Source organism: Halomonas sp. ANAO-440, from assembly GCF_019915905.1.
Classification (GTDB): Bacteria; Pseudomonadota; Gammaproteobacteria; order Pseudomonadales; family Halomonadaceae; genus Halomonas; species Halomonas chromatireducens.
This window is the reverse complement of the sequence record NZ_JAHXBV010000012.1, coordinates 95,595-119,319: the sequence shown is the minus strand read 5'-3', so window position 1 is coordinate 119,319 and position 23,725 is coordinate 95,595. Positions and strand designations below refer to the sequence as shown.

Here is a 23,725-nt window from a genome sequence, read left to right as displayed (position 1 = left end):
TCCTCAATCGCCTAAACGATCATGGGGACTTACGCCGTGTTGCGACGCCGAATCGGGGCATCCCCATCCTGGCGACGACGCGGGGCGCGCTCGGCAGTGGCACCGGCGTCTTCACTGATTTCCAGCGGGCGACCGGCGACACGGGCACGGGCCATCTTCTCGAGGATGCTGGCCGGCAGCGAGCTCGGCAACTCCACCACGGAGAAGGCATTGCGAATGTCGATGCGACCGATGCGGGCACCTTCGATGCCCCCTTCATTGGCCAGGGCACCGACCAGCTGGCCCGGCTTGACGCCATCCTTGTGACCCACGGCGACACGGTAGCGGGTCATGCCTTCGCTGGGGCCACGCTCGCGGCGCGCCGGCTTGCCGTCACGCGGATCGCGCTCGGTACGCTCCTTGCGCGGCGGCTGCATGCGGCCGATGGGCGCTTCGTCGGCGCGAGCCATGGCGGCGAAGGCACAGGCCAGCTCGACGGGGTCATGCCCTTCAGCGACCAGGCGCTCGATCAGCGCACGCTGCTCCTCGGCACCGGCAGTCAGGGCGCCCTGGGTACGCAGGAAGAAGGCATTATCCCGATGGGCGCGAATGGCGGCTTCGTCGGGAATCGGCATATCAGCCATGTGCTGACCGGTGGCCTGCTCCATCCAGCGCACCTTGCGCATTTCGCGCGAGCCGACGAAGGTGATCGCGATGCCGGTACGGCCCGCACGGCCGGTACGACCGATACGGTGGGTATAGGCTTCGCTGTCCTGGGGCAGGTCATAGTTGATGACGTGGGTGATACGCGACACGTCGAGGCCGCGGGCGGCCACGTCGGTGGCGATCAGCACATCGACCTTGCCACGCTTGAGACGGGTGATGGTGCGCTCGCGCAGGCTCTGGTCCAGGTCACCGGAAAGGCTCGCCACGTTCACGCCGCGGGCAGAGAGTTGCTCCATCAGCGTGGTACAGGCAGCACGGGTCCGCACGAAGACGATGGCGCCATCGACCGGCTCGACCTCAAGGATGCGCGACAGCGCTTCCAGCTTGGCGCCGCCTTCGACGCGTACCAGACGCTGGTCGATGCTGGCAGCAGTGCCCACGCTGGCTTCGATCACAACCTTGACCGGATCGACCAGGTAGCGATTGACGATGCGCTCGATCTCGGTCGGAAGCGTTGCCGAGAAGAAGACCCGCTGGGCATCCTTGGGCGTATCGGCGACCACACGCTTGACGTCGTCGATGAAGCCCATGCGCAGCATCTCGTCGGCTTCGTCGAGCACCAGGGCAGAGAGGCCGTCGAGCTTGAGGCTACCGCGATCCAGGTGGTCGATGATGCGGCCGGGGGTGCCGACCACCACTTGGGCGCCACGCTTCAGGGCACCCAGCTGCTCACGGTATTCCTGGCCGCCACACAGGGTGGCGACTTCCAGGCCCTTGAGGTTCTGGCCGTACTTGCTGAACGACACGGCTACCTGCTGAGCCAGCTCGCGGGTCGGCGCCATTACCAGCACCTGAGGCTCACGGCGAGTCAGCTCCAGGCGGGACAGAATCGGCAGTGCAAAGGCAGCGGTCTTGCCGGTGCCGGTCTGGGCCTGGCCCAGCATGTCACGCCCTTCCAGCAGTGCAGGAATGGTCTGCAGCTGGATCGGGGAAGGAGTCTCGTAGCCCAGTGTTTCCACAGCGGAGAGAACGGCAGGCAACAGAGCAAGATCGCCGAAGCTCGGCGAAGCGACAGAAGTCGAGGTCATCAATCACACCTTGGTAGGCCGGCAGCGGCCGGCAAAATCACATTGAGGCATCCCCGACGCAATAGAACGGTCGGGCGCACTGCGCTTGTCGAGGGCCATCATTGGCCGAAGGGCAGAGCGAGTCACGGTATCGGGGACGCCGGTCGCACCTGGCATCCGGTTCGCGCCCTGGGGGCCTGCGAACCGCTAAGGCGACCTTTCTGCGCCGATGTCGCCGGTTGGCGGCATCTGGTGGCGCTCCATCTTCACATCTCGGACACTGTCGGTAGATAACCGCAGGTCTCGGTGATTCGGCTCGGGCAACTTCAGCACCGGCGAATCGTCATGATGGCGGGGTCAGCACATGCGAGGAGGGCGCATGCTACCATCGGTGCTTCCCCCTGGCCAGTACTTTCAACGCTAACGGTCATGTCACTCTCATCCAAGGAACCTGCCAATGCCAACCCTGTGGGTCGATGCCGACGCCTGTCCCAAGGTAGCGCGAGACATCATCGTGCGCGCCGCCGAGCGTACCGACACCCCCACCTGGTTCGTGGCCAACCACACGATCCCGCTGCCACCCTCGCGCTGCGTCAAGTCCCTTGCGGTGAGCCATGGCTTCGACGCCGCCGACAACGAGATCGTCGCCCGTCTCGCTCCCGGCGACCTTCTGCTCACCTCCGACCTGCCGCTGGCACTGGAGGCCATCGAAAAAGGCGCGGCGGTCATGACCACCCGTGGCGAGATGCTCGACAAGGGCAATATCAAGGCGCGGGTACAGATGCGGGATTTCATGGAGACCCTGCGCGCCAGCGGCGAACACACCGGCGGCCCCAAGGGCTATTCGGACACCGACCGGCGCGAGTTCGCCAATGCGCTGGACAGGTGGCTGGCGAAGCAGCGGTAAGGGACGGGCAGGCGATTTCCCCTTTGTTGAGGAAGCTTCAACTCTGGCCCGACAGCGATCCTCTCGGCCAAGGGAGATAAGCATTTGTTGGAGTATCTTTAGATCACGACTGGAGGCCGCAGGTCTCCCCGGCGGGGTTGCCGATGGGCGCGGTTGTTGCCAACGCCGGCAGCCTCCGCCAGGGCGCCTGCCGGCGCCAGTCGCGATGGGAACCAGCGCTCCAACAGCGATCCTCTCGGCCAAGGGAGATAAGCATTTGTTGGAGTATCTTTAGATCACGACTGGAGGCGCTAGCCTCCCGGCGGTGTTGCCAATGGGCGCGGTTGTTGCCAACTCCGGCAGCCTCCGCCAGGGCGCCTAGCGGCGCCAGTCGCGATGCGGAGCAGCGCTCCAACAGCGATCCTCTCCACCAACGCCGCAGCCTCCGCCAGGGCGCCTGGCGGCGCCAGTCACGATGCAAAGCAGCGCTCCAACAGCGATTCTATTCACCAACGGCGCCACACCGCTGTCGGAGGAAGCTTTAGCTCCGGTCCGACGCATCGGCGACTGGATGCGCTAGCCTCCCGGCGGTGTTGCCAGCCGTGATACCGTCCCCACCCTTCCTGCTTCATTCTTTTTCTCTGATCCCCTTCCCCGCCAACCGCTCCCGGTCGTGGGGGCGGTCGAGCTCGAGCAACGGACCTGCCGGCACGATGCGCGTCGGGTTGATGGTGTCGTGGCTATAGTAGTAGTGGCGCTTGATATGGCCGAAGTCCACCGTGTCGGCGATACCCGGCCACTGGTAGAGCTCGCGCAGGTAGTTCGAGAGATTCGGGTAGTCCTCGATGCGGCGCAGGTTGCACTTGAAGTGGCCGTGATAGACGGCATCGAAGCGTACCAGGGTGGTAAACAGGCGAATATCGGCCTCGGTAAGCCATTCGCCAGCCAGGTAGCGATTCTCGGCAAGTCTCGCCTCCATGCGATCCAGCGACTCGAACAGCGCCAGCACGTGCTTCTCGTACACGGCCTGCTCGGTGGCAAAGCCCGACTTGTAGACACCGTTATTGATATGGTCATAGACATCGTCGTTGACCACATCGATGGTCTCGCGCAGATCGGCCGGGTAGAAGTCCAGCCGGTTGCCGGTCAAGTCATCGAAGGCATCGTTGAACATGCGCAACAGCTCGGCGGATTCATTGTTGACGATGCGCCCTTCCCGCTTGTCCCACAGCGCCGGCACCGTCACCCGCCCGGTGTAGCGAGAATCGGTCATGGTATAGAGCTGGTGGTGATAGGAGACGCCGTTGACGGAGTCGCCGCTCGAACCTTCCTGCTCATCATAGGTCCAGCCCTGGTCCAGCATCAGGGGGCTGACATAGGACATGCCGATCAGCGAATCCAGCCCCTTGAGCTTGCGCAGGATCAGGGTACGGTGAGCCCAGGGACAGGCCAGTGACACATAAAGATGATAGCGCCCTGCCTCGGCGGGAAGCCCCGGCTGCCCGTCGGGTCCCGCATCGCCATCCGCCGTGACCCAATCACGAAGCTTGGCGGATTCCCTGACGAACTCGCCGCCATGCTTCTTGGTGTCGTACCACTGGTCTTGCCACTTGCCGTCGATCAACAGCCCCATGATGAGCTCCCGGTCAGATGATGTGTCTGCCATCAGATTAAGCCGATTTCCTCGGCGCTCAAGTGCAGTTTTTGGCCGCATCAATACGACTAAATCGAATGAACCTCTCCTCTACTGCCGGGACATTCACTGGCAACCGCCCCATGAAGTACTTCGGCCATGGCATGGGTCGCCGGCCCGGCACGATCCCGGTCGCGAAAAATCAACTGAACGGGAATTTCTCGAACGCCACCGGCGGCCAGGGGCAGCGCCTTCACCTTGCCCGCCGCCATATCGTGCGTAATGCGTGTGTCGGGCAACCACGCGAAACCCAGGCCGCGCCGCACCATGTCGATCGAGGTTTCGAGATGACTAACGGTCCAGCGCTGCTCGGCCTTGAGCCAGCCGGCATCCATCGACTGGCGAAGCGCCGAGTCGCGCACCACCAGTTGGCGGTGGCGCAGCAGGTCACGCAGGTCGAGCTGTCGATCCAGCAAATGCAGTGGATGTTCCGGGTGGGCCACGGCGATGAAGCGCACCGGGGCAAGCAGTTCGCCAAGAAACCCCTGTGCGGCGAGTCCGGAAACCACCAGGTCAGCGCGGCCGTCGTAGAGCATCTCGATACCCCCGTTGAGTACCGTCTCATGCAATTGCACCCGCACATGGGGATAGGCGGCAGAGAAGCGGCGCAGCGCCACAGCCAGGGCCTGAGGAGGAAATATCTGGTCGACTGCCAGCACCACTTCCGCCTCAAGACCTTCCGCCAGCCGCCCTGCCACATCCTCCAGCGCCTCGGCGCTCTCGATCAGCTGTCGCGCTCGTCGCAGCAGCATTTCACCGGCTTCAGTGAGCCTCACTTGGCGCCCTACCGGCTCCAGAACCTGTACACCAAGCTGCTGCTCCAGCTTATGCACCGCATGATTGAGCGTCGACGGGCTCTTGTGTACCACTTCGGCAGCTCGCGCAAACCCACCGTGGTCCACTACCGCCGCCAGCATCTGCCATTGGGCCAGAGTAACGCGGGACATTTCGATATCCTCGAATGAATGCGGCAAAACTATGCGCTTAATTTTCGAAACAAGCGGCTTAAAATGCCAGCTATATACTGACACTGGAGCCACTTCCATGGCCGCTCCCCTCGAGAACCGTACCATCGCCAACCTGATTCACAGCCATCCCAGCCAGGACGGCGATGGGGTCAAGATACAGCGCATCCACGATTTCGGTGGCGGCATCGACCCTTTCCTCATGCTCGATGAACTGGGCTCCGACAGCCCAGACGACTATATTGGCGGCTTCCCCCCTCACCCCCATCGCGGCATCCAGACCCTGACCTATATCCTCCATGGGGGGCTGACCCATGGGGATCATCTCGACCATACGAGCACCATTCGCGCCGGCGATGCCCAGTGGATGCATACCGGGCGGGGTATCGTGCATTCAGAAATGCCACTGACCGACAGCCAGGGCCTGCACGGCTTCCAGCTCTGGCTCAACCTGGCCGCCAGGGACAAGCTCAGTCCGGCCACTTACCGGGACGTTCGTAGTGACGAAATGCCGCATCTCCAGGGCGACCGGGCTGAACTGATTGCGCTGGGAGGCCGCTGGCAAAACGAAGGCGGCAATGCCGTGGAAGGACCGCTTGACGCCCTGGCAGGCAAGGGTGCCGTGGGCCATGCCCGACTCTCTGCCGGAGGCACGCTGAGCCTGATCATGGCCGACGAAACCCTGGCAGTCTATGTCTTCGAGGGTGAGCTCATGATCGACGGAGAGGCCGTAGGGGCAGGACAACTGGCACGCCTCGGCAACGGGCAGCGGCTGGCTCTGCGCAGTCAGGAAGGCGCTCAGTGCCTGATCCTGGCCGGCACGCCCCACCGCGAACCCATCGTCCACTATGGTCCCTTCGTGATGAATCATCCCCACGAGATCGAGCAGGCCCTGGCGGACTACCGCGATGGCACCTTCACTGCATCCTGATGCAACAGGACCCTCCAGGTTCATTCGCTCAGCTTGAACGCTAGCCGGACAGGGGTTGTGTTTTCTGCCCCGTTACCGTTCAATGGAAATGTTGAGAAACGGTGTTTGAAAATAGAGACATGACCCGGGAGAACGTCAGAATTCTCCCGGGGTGGTCATAACTGTATATTCTTACAGTCTAGGCATGCCATATATCATGGGTTAAGGTTCCCATGCCTTTTTATATTCATGTCACTTATTTATATGGCCAAACACCATGTTGCGAATCCTTCATTCGCTGCCCCGCACGCATAAGCTATTACTGTTACCCGTTGCCACCATGGTCACAGTGCTGGGCGCACACAAGATTGTCACCCTCGTCGAGAACACACAGCGACAGGGCCAGATACCCGAAACCGTACTCTATCCGATGTCGCCCGAAGCCCAACCCGGCCTTCCCTCTCTCAGCAGCGACCGCTATTCGGTAGCCGATGCCATCGAAGTCGCTACCCAGGCCATCGACGCCACCCGCGGCTACATCCCCCTTTCCCAGTTGAAGCCCACCGAGATCATCGATCTCAACGGTGATGCACTGGCCGGCATCCCCAAAGCCCAGGCCGCCCCCGAGCTCATTGCCTCGCCGCCGAAAGCCGAACTGGACGAGGTGGTCGCCTCCACCGAGCAGGAAGCCCCCAGCGTCGAGCTGGTCACCGCCCTGGACTCCGGCGCACTGCACATGGCAATGGTCATCGGCACCCTGGCCAGCGGCATGCTGGACGATACCTACACCGATGACGAAGCGCTCGCCGCCGATGCCACCTCCTACGAGGAGTATGACGAAGCAGAGCTCGCGTTCTTCGAGGATGGCCCCATCGTCTTCGATCACGAAATGGCCGCCGACGAGCCCTTCGTGCCCGAGTGGCGGACCTATACCGTGCAGCAGGGCGACACCTTTGCCGTGCTGGCCCAGAATGAGCTGGGCCTCGGCTACAGCGAAGCAATCCGCCTGCTGGAAAGCCTGCCGGATCAGCGGATCTTGACCCATTGGCGCGTCGGCAACACCTTCGAATACCAGTTGGATGAACAGGACCGACTGCAGGCCATGCGCGTCATGCGCAACGCACGCGAAGGCTTCCTGCTGGAGCGTGAGGACGAGGGCTTCGACGTCGCCACCATTGAGCGTGCCGGCGAAGCCACGCAGCGACTGTTCGCCGGTAGCGTCAGCGGCAGCTTTGCCCGTTCGGCCCAGGCCACCGGCCTCTCCAGCACCGAAGTCGCTCAGATATCGCGACTGCTGGAGAAGAAACTCGACTTCCGGCGCGACACCCGCCGCGGTGACGAGTTCCAGGTGCTGATGGAGTCCGACATAATCGACGGTGCCAGCTTCGACTCCCGTATACTGGCGATCCAGTATGAGGGCGCGCGCATGGACCTCACTCTTGTACGCAACAGTGCCGACAACAATTACTATACCCCCGATGGGCAGAGCCTCGACCCCGCCTTCAGCCGCTACCCCTTCGAGGGCAGCTATCGCATGAGCTCCGGCTTCAACCCGCGACGCACTCACCCGGTCACCGGGCGGGTCAGCCCCCACCGCGGCACCGACTGGGCCATGCCGGTGGGTACGCCGATACAGGCGCCGGCCGACGGACGCGTCGAGAAGGTCGGCAATCATCCGGTGGCAGGTCGCTACCTGGTGGTTCGCCATGACAACGGCTACCGAACCCGCTACCTGCACCTGTCGCGCCCACTGGTAAGCCGCGGTGACCGGGTGACGATGGGCGAGCGCATCGCCCTGTCGGGCAACACCGGGCGCAGCACGGGCCCTCACCTGCACTATGAGGTCATCGTCAATAACACCGCCGTCGACGCCATGAAGGTGGAACTGCCGGAAAGTCAGAGCCTCGAGGGAGAGCGCCTGATGGCCTTCCAGCAGGAAGCCGAACCACTGCTTGCCGTCCTGCGCTCCGGGGAAACCGGCACCGTGGTCGCTCAGGCACAGGACAGCGACGCCGACTGAGGCGAAACGCCTCCGCCCTATCCGACGCCCCGCCGACCGGTGGGGCGTCGGCTCGTTCAGGATAGACCTGACTGACCAGAATGGACGCTGGCGCAGGCCCCCTTCCGGAGACGCCGCTTGTCCTCGTCATACTCGCGCAACCCAATTCCGGCCCCGCCCCCCGCAGGCAATCGCCTGAGCACCTTCTTTGGCGTGTTCCGCTACAGCCGCCGTGCGCTGGCCCTGGTGTGGCAGACCTCACGGCCGCTCACGGTGGGCCTGGCCGTCTGCACTCTGGTGGCGGGAATATTGCCGGCCGTTGCCGCCTGGATCGGCCAGCTTATCGTCGACTCGGTCGTCGACGCCATGGCCCACCACCGCGACACCGGCGAGGTCGAGTGGTGGCCGGTGCTGCGCTACGTACTGGCGGAAGCCGGCGTCATCGCCGCCATCGCCATGGCCCAGCGCGGGCTCTCGGGTCAGCAGTCGTTGCTGCGCGCCCTGCTTGGCCAGAAGGTCAATGTGATGATCCTGGAGAAGGCGGGCACCCTGTCGCTAGCCCAGTTCGAGGATTCCGAGTTCTACGACAAACTGACCCGTGCCCGGCGCGAGGCATCGATTCGTCCACTCGGCCTGGTCAACAAGACCTTTTCTTTGATGCAGAACGCCATCTCCCTGGTGAGTTTCGGCGTGCTGCTGGTGCAGTTTTCGCCCTGGGCAATATTGATCCTGTTGATCGGCGCTCTGCCGGTCTTCGCCTCGGAGGCCAAGTTTTCCGGCGACGCCTTCCGTTTGTTTCGCTGGCGCTCGCCGCAGACTCGCATGCAGATGTACCTCGAGACCGTGCTGGCCCGCGAGGACAGCATCAAGGAGGTCAAGCTCTTCGGGCTGGAGCCACTGCTGCTCGATCGCTACCGCAAGATCTTCGGCACGCTCTACGGCGAGGACCGCCGCCTGACGATTCGCCGCGAGACCTGGGGCTTTCTGCTCGGCCTGCTGGGCACGGCCGCCTTCTACGGCGCCTACGCCTGGGTGGTGGTGGAAACGGTCACCGGCCAGCTCACCCTGGGCGAGATGACCATGTACCTGATGGTCTTCAAGCAGGGCCAGGCGGCGCTGTCGGCCAGTCTCACCTCGATCAGCGGCATGTACGAGGACAATCTCTACCTGTCGAATCTCTACGAGTACCTGGAGCAGCCGGTGGCCGCCGAGCAAGGCGCCTTGACCGAGGGAGCGACTCCCGGCGACGGGATCCGCTTCGAGAGCGTCAGCTTCACCTACCCCGGCGCCGACAAGCCGGCGCTGACCCGCATCTCGCTGCACGTCACGCCCGGCGGCAGCCTGGCCCTGGTCGGCGCCAACGGTTCCGGCAAGACGACCCTGATCAAACTGCTGACCCGACTCTACGAACCCAGCGCAGGGCGAATCCTGCTCGACGGCAGCGACCTGCGCGACTGGGACGTCCAGACCCTGCGCCGGCGCATCGGCGTGATCTTCCAGGACTTCGTGCGCTACCAGATGAAGGTGGGCGAGAACCTGGGCGCCGGCGACGTGGCCTCCTTCGAGGACGAGGCCCGCTGGGAACAGGCGGCCCGACGCGGGCTTGCCGAGGGGTTCATCAATGAGATGCCGGCGGGATACCACACCCAGCTCGGGCGCTGGTTCAAGGGTGGCCAGGAGCTCTCCGGCGGCCAGTGGCAGAAGATCGCCCTCTCCAGGGCCTATATGCGCGAGAGCGCCGACATTCTGGTGCTGGACGAGCCCACCGCCGCCATGGATGCCGCCGCCGAGGCCGCCGTCTACGACGACTTCCGCGAACACAGCCGGGACAAGATGACCATTCTCATCTCTCACCGCTTCTCCACCGTGCGCGCCGCTGACCACATCCTGGTCATCGACGGTGGCGAGGTCATCGAGCAGGGCGACCACGAGTCGCTGATGGCCGCCAACGGCCGCTATGCCCGGCTGTTCCGCCTTCAGGCCAAGGGCTATCGCTGAGGCCGACGCTGCCCCAGCTACAGTTTGATACGCTCCATCAGTTGACGCTTGATCAGCGATTGGCTAAAAAGAAAGAGGTCGTCTCGAGACGACCTCTTTCCCTTTCACCAACGACACCCCTCAGGACGGATCCATCATGCGCTGGCAAGCCCGCATCGCCACAACGAGCTCACTACATTGCGTCAATGAAAACGCAATGCGAGTACGCCCGTTGCCGTGTGCCAGCCGTCGCAAGATCGACACCTGAAGGACCCTGGCCGCGGCACTTGTCGCGGCCAAGTATCACCGCCTCCGGTCATATCCTGTTCGCGCACAAGTCCCGGCCTCCTGCACCAAGGAGACCGAGATCATGGCACTACTACGTATTACCTATCGTCTGCTGCGCGCCGTGCGCACCCACTACGCCAACCGTCGTCGTGATGCCTCGCTGCGCGACTGCGACCCCCGCATGCTCAAGGACATCGGCCTGCGCTGGGAACGCGGCACGCTGGTACCGCTGCACCCGGAGCGCTCCACTGTCGAGCGAGCAGTAGATACCCTTGTTGATGCCAGAGTTGATGCCGAGGTTGATGCCGGCGCCAAGCCCGCCGCAGCCGAAAGCGCTCGTGATACCTGTCCCCGTTGTGGAGCACACCTGGCTTAGCTACGGCCCCGGTCACAGGATGTGACCGGGGCCTTTTTGCTCATCCATCGCGATTACAGCGCCAACGGCCGATCCAGCGCCTGGAGCAGCGCATCATCTCGCTCGTAGATATCGGGTCGAAAGGCCAGTTGGCCATCCTCGGACGGATGCACGGTCCAGTAGTGCAGGATCACCGGCATGCGCTCCGCAAGCCGCACGTTGCGGGTCTCCCCGCGGTCGATTTGCGCCCGCACATCGTGACCGCTGTCGGTGTCGTCGAACAGCAGCTGAGCGAACTCGCCGATATTCTCCACCCGAATGCAGCCGGAACTGGCGGCGCGCTGCTCCCGCGAAAAGAGGCCCTGGGATGGCGTGTCGTGCAGATAGACCATATGGTCATTGGGAAAACGGATCACCACCTGGCCCAACGCATTATGCGGCCCGGGAGCCTGGCGCAGCACCACATTACCAGGACGCGACCAGTCGATCTCCCAGGGATCCAGCGGTTCACCGGACGGGCTCAGTACCTGGATTCGCTCACGCCACAGGTAGCCCAGGTCTTGGCGAACGGCGGGCAGCACGTCTTCACGCAGGATCGTCGGGGGAATCGTCCAGGTCGGGTTGACCGTCATGTGGGTGATTTCGGAACGCAGCGACGGTGTGCGTCGATAGGGTCGCCCCACCACGATGCGCGAACGCCAGATTTCACCATTGGGGCGGATGTAGCTGAGCCGATAGCCGGCGATATCCACGAGCACGAAGGATTCCGGCAGGCCATGCAACAGCCAGCGGGCCCGCTCCATGTTCAGGCGAATCTGATCGATGCGGTCCTCCACCGGCACATTCAGAGCGGCCAGGGTCTGGGCACCGACGATGCCATCCACCTCCAGCAGATGGCGCCGCTGGAAGCGACGTACGGCCGCTTCGAGCTTGGCGTCATAGCGCCGTGGGTCGGCCCCATCCAGCACGGCCCCCGGGAAGGCCTCGATGGCAGCAGCCATGAGCTCGACCTCGCCCATGATGGCCAGGCGCTCCCGCAGCAGTACGACATCGTCGTCGATATCGCCCGGGCGCAGCGCCCGCTCGCGTGCAGGCAGGCTTTCCCAGCCGCCCAGCCGCTCCAGCGTTCGATACCGGGCCAGGCCGGCGCGAAGGCGCTCATAGGGCGCGTAGGCGGGACGCGCCTCGGAAAAGGCCTGCTCGAAGCGCTGGGCATCCACCGCACGGGAGATGGCCGCAGGGTCCAGCTCGGCATCCACGATGGGAATCTCCCAGTCGGGATCAATACTGTGTGGATCCACCTTGCCCCGCTGCAGATGCGTGAGTGCCGTCAGCAGCATCTGGCTGGCATGCAGGTCGAATCGCGCCTGTCTCTCGATGCCCCCATCGTTGCCCCCATCGCTATCCCCTTCGGCATAGGCCTGGCGATGGGCAGCCACCAGGTTATCGGCCTGATAGTCCTGGGGCGTGAGGCCATCGCTATCCAGCGTATGCAGCGCCGCGGCAAAGGCCGCCACCGTCTCGCCATCCTGCCAGGCCGGGCGATGACCGCGAGCGTCGTAGAAGGCCTGCAGGGCATCCCCTTCGCCATCGACCAGACGGGTGATGGCTTGCGCGACATCACCGGCACCCTCCCTGGCGTTCGTCGGCGCCTCGACCTGGCCGCCTGCCGCCATTCCTGACACAAGAGCCAGTACAAACCCGATCGTGACAAATACCCGCATGATGCACCCCTGATCCGTTGATAGACGCCCTGGCCTTCCTGGCCCATGCCTTCATAATAGTGTCTTTATCCGGAGCTCACGGATGCTGGCTCCGCACCCTCTGCCCGGGTCATGTCGCCGATGGCATTGCGCGACAGGACCTGACGAGTTGCATACAGGCTTGCCATGACTCGACACCCCACGCTATCACGACTCTCCTGCACCGCGCTTGCCACCCTGCTTTTCGCCGCGCCTGTCGCTCAGGCCGGCGGTTTCCTGGCCCAGGCCCTGCTCGCCGACCCGCAGTACGAGGCTCCCCTTGGGTTTACCCTGACCCGGCTGGCGCCAGACGCCGATCCCCATGTGCTTCGCCTCGCCGCCAGTGCCCTGGCCTGCGCCGAACCGAATGCCGAGCGCCTGGCGGTGATCGATTTTTCCCGCCCTTCGACAGAGCCACGCCTGTGGGTCTTTGACCTTGCTGAGTCGCGGCTGTTGTTCGAAGAACTGGTCTCTCACGGCCAGGGCACGGGGGATGCCATGGCCGAGGTCTTTTCCAATGTCTACGGCAGCCACCAGTCGAGCCTGGGCCTGTTTCGCACCATGAACAGCTACTACGGCCGCAACGGTTATTCGCTGCGCCTTGAAGGCCTTGAGGAAGGCATCAATGACCTCGCCTACCAGCGCGCCATCGTCATCCACGGCGCCGACTACGTCAGCGAGGCCTTCATCGAGAAGACCGGCCGGCTGGGGCGCAGCCAGGGCTGCCCCGCCGTGCGCCAGGAAATCACCTACCCGTTGATCGACAGCATCAAGGAAGACCAGTACCTCTTCGCCTACTACCCCGACTCGGAGTGGCTGGAGAGCTCCGCCTTTTTGGCCTGTCAGAATGATAGCCAGCAGCTGGCCATGAACTGACCGCCATTGCCCCCTGCGGCTGCCATCGCTTGCACAGGCCTCCGATGGCACCATTGCGGGGCATTTCCCCTTTCGCACTGCACCACACTTTCTCTTCGACTACCGTTCCCGCCGCTGCCGCAAAGCTATATTTACCCATTAAACAAATGAAATAAAAAGAAAAATAGAACAATGGCAAGCTGATTGCTTGATGCAAATCAAAGAGTGGTAGGCGTGGACCAGGCTCTCCGGGGTACGAGTGCGTCGAACCAGACCTTCAACGATGAAGGGCTCGTTCTCCGTAATCGCTACCCATCAAGCGCGAGGCCTGACCCATGGAAATCCTCAACAAGGCCAACAGGATTCGCCTGTTGAACTTCAGTACCCCGCAGATGCGGGCCTTTCACTTCTCGTGGTTCGCCTTCCATATCTGTTTTTTCGGCTGGTTCGGTATCGCCCCGCTGATGGCGGTGGTCCGTGAAGATCTCTCCCTCACCCAGACCCAGATCGGCAACACCATTATCGCCTCGGTGCTGATCACCGTGATCGTACGCCTGCTGATCGGCGTGCTATGCGACCGCATCGGGCCGCGCAAGGCCTACTCCGGCCTGCTGATCCTGGGCTCGATTCCGGTGATGGGTATCGGCTTCGCCAACAGTTTCGAGACCTTTCTGCTGGCGCGCCTGGCGATCGGTGCCATCGGCGCCTCCTTCGTCATCACCCAATACCACACCACCATGATGTTCGCACCCAACGTGGTCGGCACCGCCAACGCTACCAGCGCCGGCTGGGGCAACCTGGGTGGCGGTACCACCCAGATCCTGATGCCGCTGATCTTCTCGGGCCTGCTGATGCTCGGTGTCAGCGAGACGCTTGGCTGGCGCCTGGCCATGGTGGTGCCCGGCGTGGTGCTGTTCGTCACCGGCATCTGTTATTACCGCTTTACCCAGGATGCGCCCAACGGCAACTTCGAGGACCTGCGCGCCCGGGGCGAGCTTCCCCAGGCCAACGGCGACAGCGGTGCCGGCAAGACCTTCCTGGCGGCCGCCAAGGACATCCGCGTATGGGCACTGTTCGTGGTCTACGCCATCTGCTTCGGCGTCGAGCTGACCATCAACAACATTGCCGCCATCTACTTCTTCGATCACTTCGACCTGACGCTGGCCACCGCCGGCATGATCGCCGGGCTGTTCGGGCTGATGAACGTATTCGCCCGCACCATGGGCGGCATCTTCTCCGACCTGTTCGCCAGGAACGGCGGTCTCAAGGGCAGAGTACGCTGGCTGTTCATCGCCCTGATCTGTGAAGGCCTCGCCCTGGTCGCCTTCTCGCAGATGCATGTCCTCTCCTACGCCATCGGCATCATGCTGGTATTCAGCCTCTTCGTGCAGATGGCCGAGGGTGCGACCTATGGCGTGGTGCCCTTCATCAACAAGAAGGCCCTGGGCGCGGTGGCCGGCATCGTCGGTGCCGGCGGCAACGTGGGCGCCGTGGCGGCTGCCTTCCTGTTCCGCTCGGAAGCAATCACCTATCAACAAGGGCTGTTCTACCTGGGCCTGACCGTGCTGGTGCTGGCCTCCTGCGCCCTGCTGGTGCGCTTCTCCCCGGAGACCGAAGCCGAAGAGGCCGCCGCCTACCAGGATGCCGTGGGCGAAGACACCGGCGCCGGTGCCCTGTCACTGCGCTGATCCACCGCGACCATAGCCTTGGGGACCTCACCCGCTCGACCGCCGCTCCCTGAGCGGCGGTTTTCGTTAGGCGCCATCTCTTCCCATCGTGGCGCTTCTCATCAATGGCGATGGATTGGCGCGAATATTGCTGCTCAGTTATTGCCATTCAAAGGCATAGCCATTCAAGAACGTAGACGTGGCCCGGCCAGGGCGCCGATAAGAGGAGTACCCTGTCAATGACCCCTGCAGAAAACCTGCTGCTGGCAGCCAAGCGCTGCGAAATCGACGACCTGCTCCACCTCGCCACGATCTGCGAACTCGTGGGAGATATCAGCCATTTCATTCATGGTCTGCAGAAGGAGCGTGGCGCATCGAACGTCTACCTCGCCTCCCGGGGTGAGCGCTTCGCCGAGCGGCGCCGGGAGTATGTTCAGGATTGTCTCTGCATGGAGCAGGCCATGCGACAACGCCTGGACATCCTGGGCAAGAGCGGTGGGCGTCTCGCCACCAGCGCCCGGCTACTGAGCCGGATCGCCCATGTCTGGCACGGTCTCGACCGGCTGAACGAGCTGAGAAGCGAGATCGAGGGCCTGCGCATCCTCCCCGATGAGGCGACCGTGCTCTTCAATCGCCTGATCAGTGGCTTGCTGTCGGTGGTCTTCGACGCCGCCGATACCGCCAGGGACCCGGATATCACTCTCGCCCTCGTGGCAATCTTCCATCTGATGCAGGGCAAGGAGCTGGCTGGCCAGGAGCGCGCTTGCGGGGCTGCCGGCTTCACGGCCACCGGATTCGATGAGCCCCACCGGCAGCTGTTGCAACAGCTGATCGAAGCCCAGCAGCGTTGCTTTGACACCTACCTGGAGTTTGCCACGCCAAAGGCACGCCAGTATTGGGAGCAACAGATGCCCGGTCGCACCCTGGCCGGCATCCACCATCTGCGCGAAATGGCGTGTCGTAGCGATCCGCTGACGGAACCCGCCAGCTCCCTGGGCGAAACATGGTACGAACTGACGACGCGCCGCATCGACGCCATCAAGGAGGTCGAGGACTACCTGAACCGGGAACTGGCAACCCTGTGCCAGGAGAAGATCGTCGCCACCCATGATGCCATTGCCAACCCGGCGAGCCTGACTGCGGAACTGGCGATCGGCAGCCCCTCGCCCGCCTGCCAGCAGCTGGTGGAACTCTTTGACGGCAACGACTCCCAGGAGCTGGGCGAATTGACCGCCCATATCATGGACTCGCCCCTCAACCGCTCCCTTATCGACCTGATGCGTGCTCAGGCGAGTCGCCTGCAGGGTATCAGCGACGACCTGGAGAACACGCGCAAGGCGCTGCGCGAACGCAAGGTAGTGGAGCGTGCCAAGGGGTTGATCATGGCCAGCCAGCAGATGACGGAAGAAGAGGCCTATCGCTTCCTGCGCAAGTCCGCAATGGATCAGGGCAAGAGCATGAGCGAGCTCGCCACAACCATACTCGGGCTGTCCGACATCCTGCAGAAGCAGCCATGACACTCGGCACACGGGTGGTGCATGAAGGAGAAACTACGCACCGTTTGCGCCCCGCACCACCGGGAGATGAATTGATACGAATCATATTAAAAAATACAACATATTGATATTTAATATAAGTTCGCAAAATATACGGGCTATGGCACTGCGCATGCAAAACCTGTGTGCCCGCTGAGTCAACGACGGTTCAGCCCCTTCGAGCAATACCTCGATACCGGACAACGGCGTCTGCGTCGATTCCCGTCACCTACGGAGAATCCCCGCAGGCGCCGTTTTTGTTTCATGTTGGGAGCCATAGCCATGAACAAGATAGACAAGGGTTATTCACCTCAGCGCCGCCGCTTCCTCAAGGGGACTGCCGCCGTCGTCGGCGGCTCGGCTCTACTCACCACCCTGCCGGGAAGCTGGGCCTTTGCCGCCGGCAAGCCGGAAACCACCTCGGCCAAGCTCGGCTTCATCGCACTCACCGATGCGGCGCCCTTGTTCGTCGCCGACGAGAAGGGGTTGTTCGCCAAGCACGGCATGACCGATGTCGAGGTGCTCAAGCAGTCCTCCTGGGGCACCACCCGCGACAACCTCGTACTCGGCTCGCAGCGCAACGGCATCGACGGCGCCCATATCCTCACCCCGATGCCCTACCTGATGTCCGCCGGGGCCATTACCCCCAACAACCAGCCGGTACCGATGAGCATCCTGGCGCGCCTCAATCTCAACGGCCAGTGCATCTCGGTGGGCCGCGACTATGCCGATCTCGAGGTGCAGCTCGACACCCGGGAATTCGCCCTGGCGCTGGCCGAGAAGCGCGCCGGCGGCGACGAAGCCAGTGCCGCCATGACCTTCCCCGGCGGCACCCACGACATGTGGATCCGCTACTGGATGGCCGCCGGCGGCATCGACCCCAATCGCGATGTGTCGACCATCACCATTCCGCCCGCACAGATGGTCGCCAACATGCGCGTCGGCAGCATGGACACCTTCTGCGTCTGAGAACCGTGGAACCACCAGTTGATCAACCAGGGCATCGGCTATACCGCCAATACCACAGGCGAGCTGTGGAACGATCACCCGGAGAAGGCCTTCGCCCTGCGCACCGACTACGTCGAGGCCAACCCCAATGCGACCCGCGCGCTGCTGATGGCGATCATGGAGGCCCAGATGTGGTGCGAGGATCCGGCCAACCACGACGAGATGGCCCAGATCTGCTCGCGTCGCCGCTGGATTCACGCCCCCTATGCGGACCTGATCGACCGCATCCAGGGCAACTTCGACTACGGCACCGGCCGCGTGGTCGAGAACCATCCCCAGATGATGCGCTACTGGGACAAGCACGCCTCCTACCCCTACAAGAGCCACGACCTCTGGTTCCTCACCGAGAACAAGCGCTGGGGGTACCTGCCGCAGGACTACGACAGCCTGGCGCTGATCGAGCAGGTGAACCGAGAGGACCTGTGGCGCGAGGCGGCCGAGGCGCTGGGTGTCGGCTCGGAGCAGATCCCGACCTCGACCTCGCGCGGCGTCGAGACCTTCTTCGACGGCAAGGTCTTCGATCCCGAGGACCCACAGGCCTATCTCGACAGCCTCGAGATCAAGCGCCTTGCCTGACGGCGGCGTGCCGCCCCGGATCTCACACCCTGAAACCACACCCTGATGTCAGATCATGGAGAATCGCCATGAGCGTTTCACAGCGTGCCAACAGCGCGACCCAACCGGCCCCGGCCAACTGGGCGCCGTATCTACAGAGCCTGAAGGATGGCCTCGTCGAGCGGGTGCTGCCTCCCCTGCTGATCCTCGCCCTGCTTGGCGGACTCTGGGAGCTGCTCTGCTCATCACCGACGGCGGCCCTGCCCCCACCCTCCCAGGTCATCACCGATACCTGGAGCCTGATCGTCAACCCCTTCTACGACTACGGCGGCAACGATAAAGGCATGGGCTGGCAGATCCTCGCCAGCCTCGAGCGGGTGGCCTACGGCTACTCGCTGGCCGTGGTCGTCGGCATCAGCCTGGGGGTGCTGGTCGGCCAGTCCACCTGGGCGCTGCGCGGGCTGGACCCGGTCTTCCAGGTGCTGCGTACCGTACCGCCGCTGGCCTGGCTGCCGATCTCGCTGGCCGGTTTCCAGGACAGCGCCCCGTCGGCCATCTTCGTCATCTTCATCACCGCGATCTGGCCGATCATCATCAACACCTCGGTGGGGGTACGTAACATCCCCGAGGACTACCGCAACGTCGCCCGGGTGCTGCGCCTCAACGGCTACGAGTACTTCACCCGGATCATGCTGCCCGCCGCCGCACCCTACATCTTCTCGGGGCTGCGCATCGGCGTGGGCCTCTCCTGGCTCGCCATCGTCGCCGCCGAGATGCTGATCGGCGGCGTGGGCATCGGCTTCTTCATCTGGGACGCCTGGAACGCCTCGATGATCAGCGACATCGTCCTCGCCCTGATCTACGTCGGCATCGTCGGCTTCATCCTCGACCGCATGGTCGCCTATGTGGGCAACCGCGTGACCCGCGGCACCAGCAAGGGCTGACAGGAGATTTCCCATGACTGCACGTTATCTGAGCATCGAGCAGGTCGACATGACCTTCACCCGCGACGGCGTCGACAGCCAGGTGCTGAAGAACATCAACCTGAGCGTCGAGCGCGGTGAGTACATCTCGATCATCGGCCACTCCGGCTGCGGCAAGTCCACCCTGCTCAACATCGTCGCCGGGCTGATCGACTCCACCTCCGGTGCGGTGATCCTCGACGGCAAGGAGGTCAACGACCCGGGGCCGGATCGCAGCGTGGTGTTCCAGAACCACTCGCTGCTGCCCTGGCTGACCGTCTACGAGAACGTGGCGCTGGCGGTGAACAAGACCTTTGCCCGCAGCAAGAGCAAGGCCGAGCGGCATGAGTGGATCCTCAAGAACCTGGATATGGTCGGCATGACCGCGGCGCTGGACAAGCGTCCCGACGAGATCTCCGGCGGCATGAAGCAGCGCGTGGGCATTGCCCGGGCACTGAGCATGGAGCCCAAGGTGCTGCTCCTCGACGAGCCGTTCGGCGCCCTCGATGCCCTGACCCGCGCTCACCTGCAGGAGGAGGTGATGCGCATCCAGGAGGAGCTGCACAACACCATCATCATGATCACCCACGACGTCGACGAGGCGGTGCTGCTCTCCGACCGCATCGTGATGCTGACCAACGGCCCCTCGGCGAAGATCGGCGAGATTCTCGCCATCGACCTGCCCAGGCCGCGCAACCGCATCACCCTGGCCGACGACCCGAGCTACAACCACTATCGCCAGGAAGTACTGCGTTTCCTCTACGAGAAGCAGCGCAAGGTGGAGGACCTGGCCGAGCGTCGCAAGAAGGAACAGGACAACGCGGCACGGGAGAAGGAACGGGCCTGACGCCTGGCCCACCCAACGCAACACGGCCACCTCTGCGGGTGGCCGTGTTGCGTTGGGGACAAGCCGTCATTCCCGGGGTATCGACGATACCGGGACCTCCAACCCCAGCAGCAGAAACGAGAGCGTCTTGCCATGGCCGTCCAGGTTGAGCGCACCGTTGACCCCACCCTGCAAAACGTCATCTATCACCAGGTTCATTCCGGCCAGGCCCGGCATTGGGTAGCGCCGTACCCCGCTGGCACCGCGGTGGGCGAACAGCGCCAGCACGCGCTCCTCGGTGACCTGCTCCAGCAACAGGGCATAGTGATCCGGATCGTAGGCGAACAGCGCCAGGTTGAGGCGGTCCCCCTTGTCGCCGGCGCGGGCATGGGCCAGGCGGTGGAGTGGCACCGTGACGCTGTCGTCGAGGGGCTGGCCCGGCGACCGCTCGGAGGGTGACACCAGGGTCGGTTCAACTGGCGACATGGTAGTGACTCCTTTTTTCGAACAGCGTGGCAAAGGCTTCCACGTCACTGCGCTTGACCAGGTAGGAGGCCGTGCATACCCGCCGCTGAAAATGACGGCGCACGCCGCCGCCACCCGCCGGGCCGGCGCAGTAGAGCGCCAGCAGCTCCTGGGTGGCACGCTCCACCCAGCGGCGCTCGGCATGTTCCGCGGCCAGCCGCAGGCGGTAGTCGCCGCTGGCGCTGCCTGGCATCGTGCGCTGCAGGTCGCCGGCATCGCTGTCGAAGACGCTGGCAAGACCGACGATGTCCAGTCGCGTACGCAGCTCCGGCGGCGCACGAAACGTCAGCCGCTCGCGCAGCACCTCGGCAGCGAGCTGCGCCCGGGCCAGGGCGTTGGGTCCGGCATAGGAGATCTCCGCCTCGCCCTGCCAGCCGCCCTCGTAGCAGACCGTGGTCTTGAGCCGCTGCGGCGCCGCCTTGCCGCGAATGCCGCTGACCGCCACCCGATCGGGGCCGACCTGCCTGACCTCGACGGAAGTGAGATCCACCACCACGTCGGGCGTCAGGTAGTTGGCCGGATCGTGGACCTCGTAGAGCAGCTGCTCCTTGACGGTACGTTCGGTCACGCAGCCGCCGGTGCCCGGGGGCTTGGTGACCACCAGGCTGCCATCCTCCTCTACCTCGATGATCGGGTAGCCCACCGTTGCCAGGCTGGGCACATCCTTGCATCCCGGATCGGCAAAATAGCCGCCGCTGACCTGGGCCCCGCACTCGGCGAGATGGCCGGCCATCATGCCGGCGGCCAGGCTATCCCAGTCGTCCCAGGCCCAGCCGAAATGGTGTACCAGAGGGGCCAGAAACAGCGCCGGGTCGGCCACCCGCCCGGTCACCACCACCTCGGCTTCCAGCGCCAGCGCCTCGGTCAGCGGCTCTGCGCCCAGGTAGACGTTGGCGGAGATCAGCGTCTCTTCACCGGGCAGGTCGCGGTTTTCCGCCTCCCAGCGCTGCAGGTCGAGGCTGGAGAGGCGCGCCCGGATATCATCGCCATGAACCCGGCCAATCCGCGCCTGGGGAAAGCCAGCGCGCCCAGCCAGTTCGGCAACCACATGGCAGGCGCCATCCGGATTGGCGGCGCCAAAGTTGCCGAGGATAGTGATGCCATGGCTCAGGCAATCGCCAAGCACCGGCGTTAGCAGCTCGGCCAGCAGGGGCTCGTATCCCGCGTCGGGAGCCTCGCGCATGGCCCGATGCGCGGCGGCCAGGGTGCGCTCACCCAGGGTCTCGAAGACCAGGGCCGATGGCAGTCCGCGGCGAATCAGCTCTGCCACGACGGGAATCGCCGCATCGGTACGGTCACCGGAGAAGCCGGCCCCGCTACCCAACAGGAAGGTCATGGGTGCGTCTCCTTGGCATGGACGCCCTGGGGCTTCGGCGTGCCTGAACCCGAAGCGTGGGCCGTCGCTGAAATTCGCTGTCGGTTACGGGCATAGAGTCCCCCCAGCACCAGCAGGGCGCCTATCGTGGTCAACCAGCCGGGCGTCAACGCCAGCCCGACCACCAGCAGCAGTCCGGCCACGTCCAGGATACGACTGCCGGTGATCGCCACCCGCGACATCAGCGTGGCGAAGGCAAGCACGAACACCACGCCCTGGGAGCTGGCCAGCAGGATATCGACCCAGCTGCCGAAGCCGGCCAGGGCCGGGTAGATCAGCAGCAGGAAGGGAATGACGTAGATCGCCGCCGCCAGGCGCACGGCCTCCCCTGCCGCTGGCAGCCAGTTGGTATTGGCAATACCCGCCGCGACGAATACCGCGACACACACCGGCGGGGTGATTACCGACAGCGTGGCGAAGTAGAACACGAAGAGGTGGGCGATCAGCGGCTCGACGCCGATGGTGGTCAGTGCCGGCGCCAGCACCGACGCCACCAGCACGTAGGCAGCAGTGGTGGGAATGCCCATACCCAGGATCAGGCACACGCCGCCGACGATAAAGGCCACCAGGAACAGGGATTCACCACCGACATTGACGATCAGGCTGGCCAGGGTCACGCCGATACCGGTCATGCCGATCATCGCCACCAGGATCTGGGCACCGGCGAGCAGCACGCCGATGATCACCATGCCCTTGCCGGCATCCATCAGCCCCGAGAGCAGCTTGCCGACGATCTCGCGCAGCGGCCTTCTCGCCAGCAGGGCGAAGGGCACAAAGGTCAAGAACGTCATCAGGATGCCATAGAAGGCCGATAACTGGATCGAGCGTCCGCTGAGCACGCCGTAGAAGAGCCCGCCCAGCGCAGCCAGGATCGGAATGATTCGTTCGGGACGAAGCACTTCCGGCCAGGTGGGCAGCTCGTCGTCGGGCACTACCTGAAGGTTGCGGCGCTTGGCTACCAGGTGGATGGTCAGGAACACGCCGAGGTAGAAGAGGACCGCCGGCAGCAGTGCTGCAAGCGCGATGCGCAGGTAACTCTCGCCGAGGATCTCGGCCATGATGAAAGCCGCCGCCCCCAGGATAGGCGGAGCGATCTGGCCGCCGGTGGAGGCCACCGCCTCCACGCCGGAGGCAAAGGGCCGCGGGTAGTTGAGCCGCTTCATCATCGGGATGGTGAAGTTGCCGGTGGTGGCCACGTTGGCCACCGCACTGCCGCTGACCATGCCGAACAGCCCCGAGGCCACGGTGGCCACCTTGGCGGCCCCGCCCGGCGAGCGGCCACTGATGCGCAGCGCCATGTCCATGAAGGTCTGGCCGCCACCGGTGTGCAGCAGCAGGCAGCCGAACAGCACGAAGGCGGCGATGGTCGTGGCCGCCACGCCCACCAGCATGCCCCAGACGCCCAGGTCTCCCAGGTAGATGGTCTCGGTGATGTAGTAGACATCGAAACCACGGTGCCCCAGCGGCCCGGGAATGGCGGCCCCCAGCCAGGCATAGGCCAGCCCCGCCATCACCAGCAGCGGGAAGATGACCCCGATGGCGCGGCGCGACAGCTCGAGAATGGCCACCAGCAATACGCCGGTGAACAGCATGTCCCGTGCAGATGCCCAGGGCAGCTCCACCAGAATACGGTCATGGTTCATGGCCACGTAGCCGCAGGCCAGCACCACGCCCGCCGCCAGGATCAGGTCGACGGCCAACCCCAGCGGGCGCCAGCGCTTGCCGGCCCCCAGTGGGTAGATGACCAGCCCCAGCAGGATCACCAGCGCGAGAAAGACGCTGCGCTGGACCAGGCTCTCGAAGGGGCCGGTGGCCGAGGTGTAGAGAATCAGCCCGCCCAGCATCAGGGCCAGCACTTTGGTCAGGTTCGCGCGCATGGCAGGCACCTAT

The 23,725-nt window shown here is 64.1% G+C and carries 17 protein-coding genes and 1 pseudogene; 11 read left to right on the top strand and 7 right to left on the bottom strand.

What is annotated here, in order from left to right; all coding sequences use genetic code 11:
* Positions 1-29: 29 nt before the first annotated feature.
* Complete coding sequence (locus KZO25_RS10745; protein WP_066447876.1) at positions 30-1,733, bottom strand: DEAD/DEAH box helicase; 1,704 nt, start codon at positions 1,731-1,733, stop codon at positions 30-32.
* Positions 1,734-2,169: 436 nt separating this feature from the next.
* Between KZO25_RS10745 and KZO25_RS10740 the strand changes: the two genes are divergently transcribed.
* Complete coding sequence (locus KZO25_RS10740; protein ID WP_066447874.1) at positions 2,170-2,619, top strand: YaiI/YqxD family protein; 450 nt, start codon at positions 2,170-2,172, stop codon at positions 2,617-2,619.
* 607 nt (positions 2,620-3,226) lie between these two features.
* Here the strand turns inward: KZO25_RS10740 and KZO25_RS10735 are convergent.
* Entirely contained in the window at positions 3,227-4,231 is a 1,005-nt protein-coding gene (locus KZO25_RS10735) for a glutathione S-transferase family protein (protein ID WP_223136970.1), read from the bottom strand.
* An 89-nt stretch (positions 4,232-4,320) separates the two neighbouring features.
* Entirely contained in the window at positions 4,321-5,238 is a 918-nt protein-coding gene (locus KZO25_RS10730) for a LysR family transcriptional regulator (protein ID WP_223136957.1), read from the bottom strand.
* A gap of 97 nt (positions 5,239-5,335) precedes the next feature.
* Between KZO25_RS10730 and KZO25_RS10725 the strand changes: the two genes are divergently transcribed.
* From KZO25_RS10725 to KZO25_RS10710, 4 genes are all read left to right on the top strand, one after another.
* Positions 5,336-6,187: a pirin family protein gene (locus KZO25_RS10725; protein ID WP_223136956.1), complete on the top strand. Its 852-nt coding sequence runs from the start codon at positions 5,336-5,338 to the stop codon at positions 6,185-6,187.
* A gap of 256 nt (positions 6,188-6,443) precedes the next feature.
* Positions 6,444-8,186 carry a peptidoglycan DD-metalloendopeptidase family protein gene (locus tag KZO25_RS10720; protein WP_223136955.1) on the top strand — a complete coding sequence of 581 codons (1,743 nt, stop codon included), beginning with the start codon at positions 6,444-6,446 and terminating at the stop codon, positions 8,184-8,186.
* Between the two features lie 117 nt (positions 8,187-8,303).
* A complete protein-coding gene (locus KZO25_RS10715) occupies positions 8,304-10,163 on the top strand; it encodes an ABC transporter ATP-binding protein (RefSeq protein WP_223136954.1) in 1,860 nt (619 codons plus the stop codon).
* Positions 10,164-10,512: 349 nt separating this feature from the next.
* Positions 10,513-10,806, top strand: coding sequence for a hypothetical protein (locus KZO25_RS10710; protein WP_223136953.1), 294 nt, complete (start codon positions 10,513-10,515; stop codon positions 10,804-10,806).
* A 53-nt stretch (positions 10,807-10,859) separates the two neighbouring features.
* Here the strand turns inward: KZO25_RS10710 and KZO25_RS10705 are convergent, their stop codons facing one another.
* The gene (locus tag KZO25_RS10705; protein ID WP_262488951.1) at positions 10,860-12,509 is read right to left on the bottom strand and encodes a murein L,D-transpeptidase; all 1,650 of its coding nucleotides are present in this window, start codon (positions 12,507-12,509) and stop codon (positions 10,860-10,862) included.
* Positions 12,510-12,674: 165 nt separating this feature from the next.
* Here KZO25_RS10705 and KZO25_RS10700 point away from each other — a divergent pair, with 165 nt between their 5' ends.
* From KZO25_RS10700 to KZO25_RS10675, 6 genes and pseudogenes are all read left to right on the top strand, one after another.
* Positions 12,675-13,403 (top strand): murein L,D-transpeptidase catalytic domain family protein, encoded by a 729-nt coding sequence (locus KZO25_RS10700; protein ID WP_223136952.1) that lies wholly within the window; start codon positions 12,675-12,677, stop codon positions 13,401-13,403.
* 314 nt (positions 13,404-13,717) lie between these two features.
* Positions 13,718-15,070, top strand: a complete 1,353-nt coding sequence (locus tag KZO25_RS10695; RefSeq protein ID WP_223136951.1) for a NarK family nitrate/nitrite MFS transporter — start codon at positions 13,718-13,720, stop codon at positions 15,068-15,070.
* Between the two features lie 218 nt (positions 15,071-15,288).
* Positions 15,289-16,566: a nitrate regulatory protein gene (locus KZO25_RS10690; protein ID WP_223136950.1), complete on the top strand. Its 1,278-nt coding sequence runs from the start codon at positions 15,289-15,291 to the stop codon at positions 16,564-16,566.
* A 282-nt stretch (positions 16,567-16,848) separates the two neighbouring features.
* Positions 16,849-18,168, top strand: a pseudogene (locus tag KZO25_RS10685) (CmpA/NrtA family ABC transporter substrate-binding protein).
* 68 nt (positions 18,169-18,236) lie between these two features.
* Positions 18,237-19,091 carry a nitrate ABC transporter permease gene (gene ntrB, locus KZO25_RS10680; protein WP_223136949.1) on the top strand — a complete coding sequence of 285 codons (855 nt, stop codon included), beginning with the start codon at positions 18,237-18,239 and terminating at the stop codon, positions 19,089-19,091.
* 13 nt (positions 19,092-19,104) lie between these two features.
* Positions 19,105-19,956, top strand: coding sequence for an ABC transporter ATP-binding protein (locus KZO25_RS10675; RefSeq protein ID WP_223136948.1), 852 nt, complete (start codon positions 19,105-19,107; stop codon positions 19,954-19,956).
* Positions 19,957-20,022: 66 nt separating this feature from the next.
* On the opposite strand, the gene KZO25_RS10670 is transcribed toward KZO25_RS10675, so the two are convergent.
* The 3 genes from KZO25_RS10670 to KZO25_RS10660 are packed head-to-tail and all read right to left on the bottom strand — an operon-like array spanning position 20,023 to position 23,712.
* Positions 20,023-20,421 (bottom strand): hypothetical protein, encoded by a 399-nt coding sequence (locus tag KZO25_RS10670; protein WP_262488950.1) that lies wholly within the window; start codon positions 20,419-20,421, stop codon positions 20,023-20,025.
* Positions 20,408-21,796, bottom strand: a complete 1,389-nt coding sequence (locus KZO25_RS10665) for an acyclic terpene utilization AtuA family protein (protein WP_223136947.1) — start codon at positions 21,794-21,796, stop codon at positions 20,408-20,410. The genes KZO25_RS10670 and KZO25_RS10665 overlap by 14 nt, the downstream gene beginning before the upstream one ends.
* Entirely contained in the window at positions 21,793-23,712 is a 1,920-nt protein-coding gene (locus tag KZO25_RS10660) for a TRAP transporter permease (RefSeq protein ID WP_223136946.1), read from the bottom strand. The genes KZO25_RS10665 and KZO25_RS10660 overlap by 4 nt, the downstream gene beginning before the upstream one ends.
* Positions 23,713-23,725: the final 13 nt, after the last annotated feature.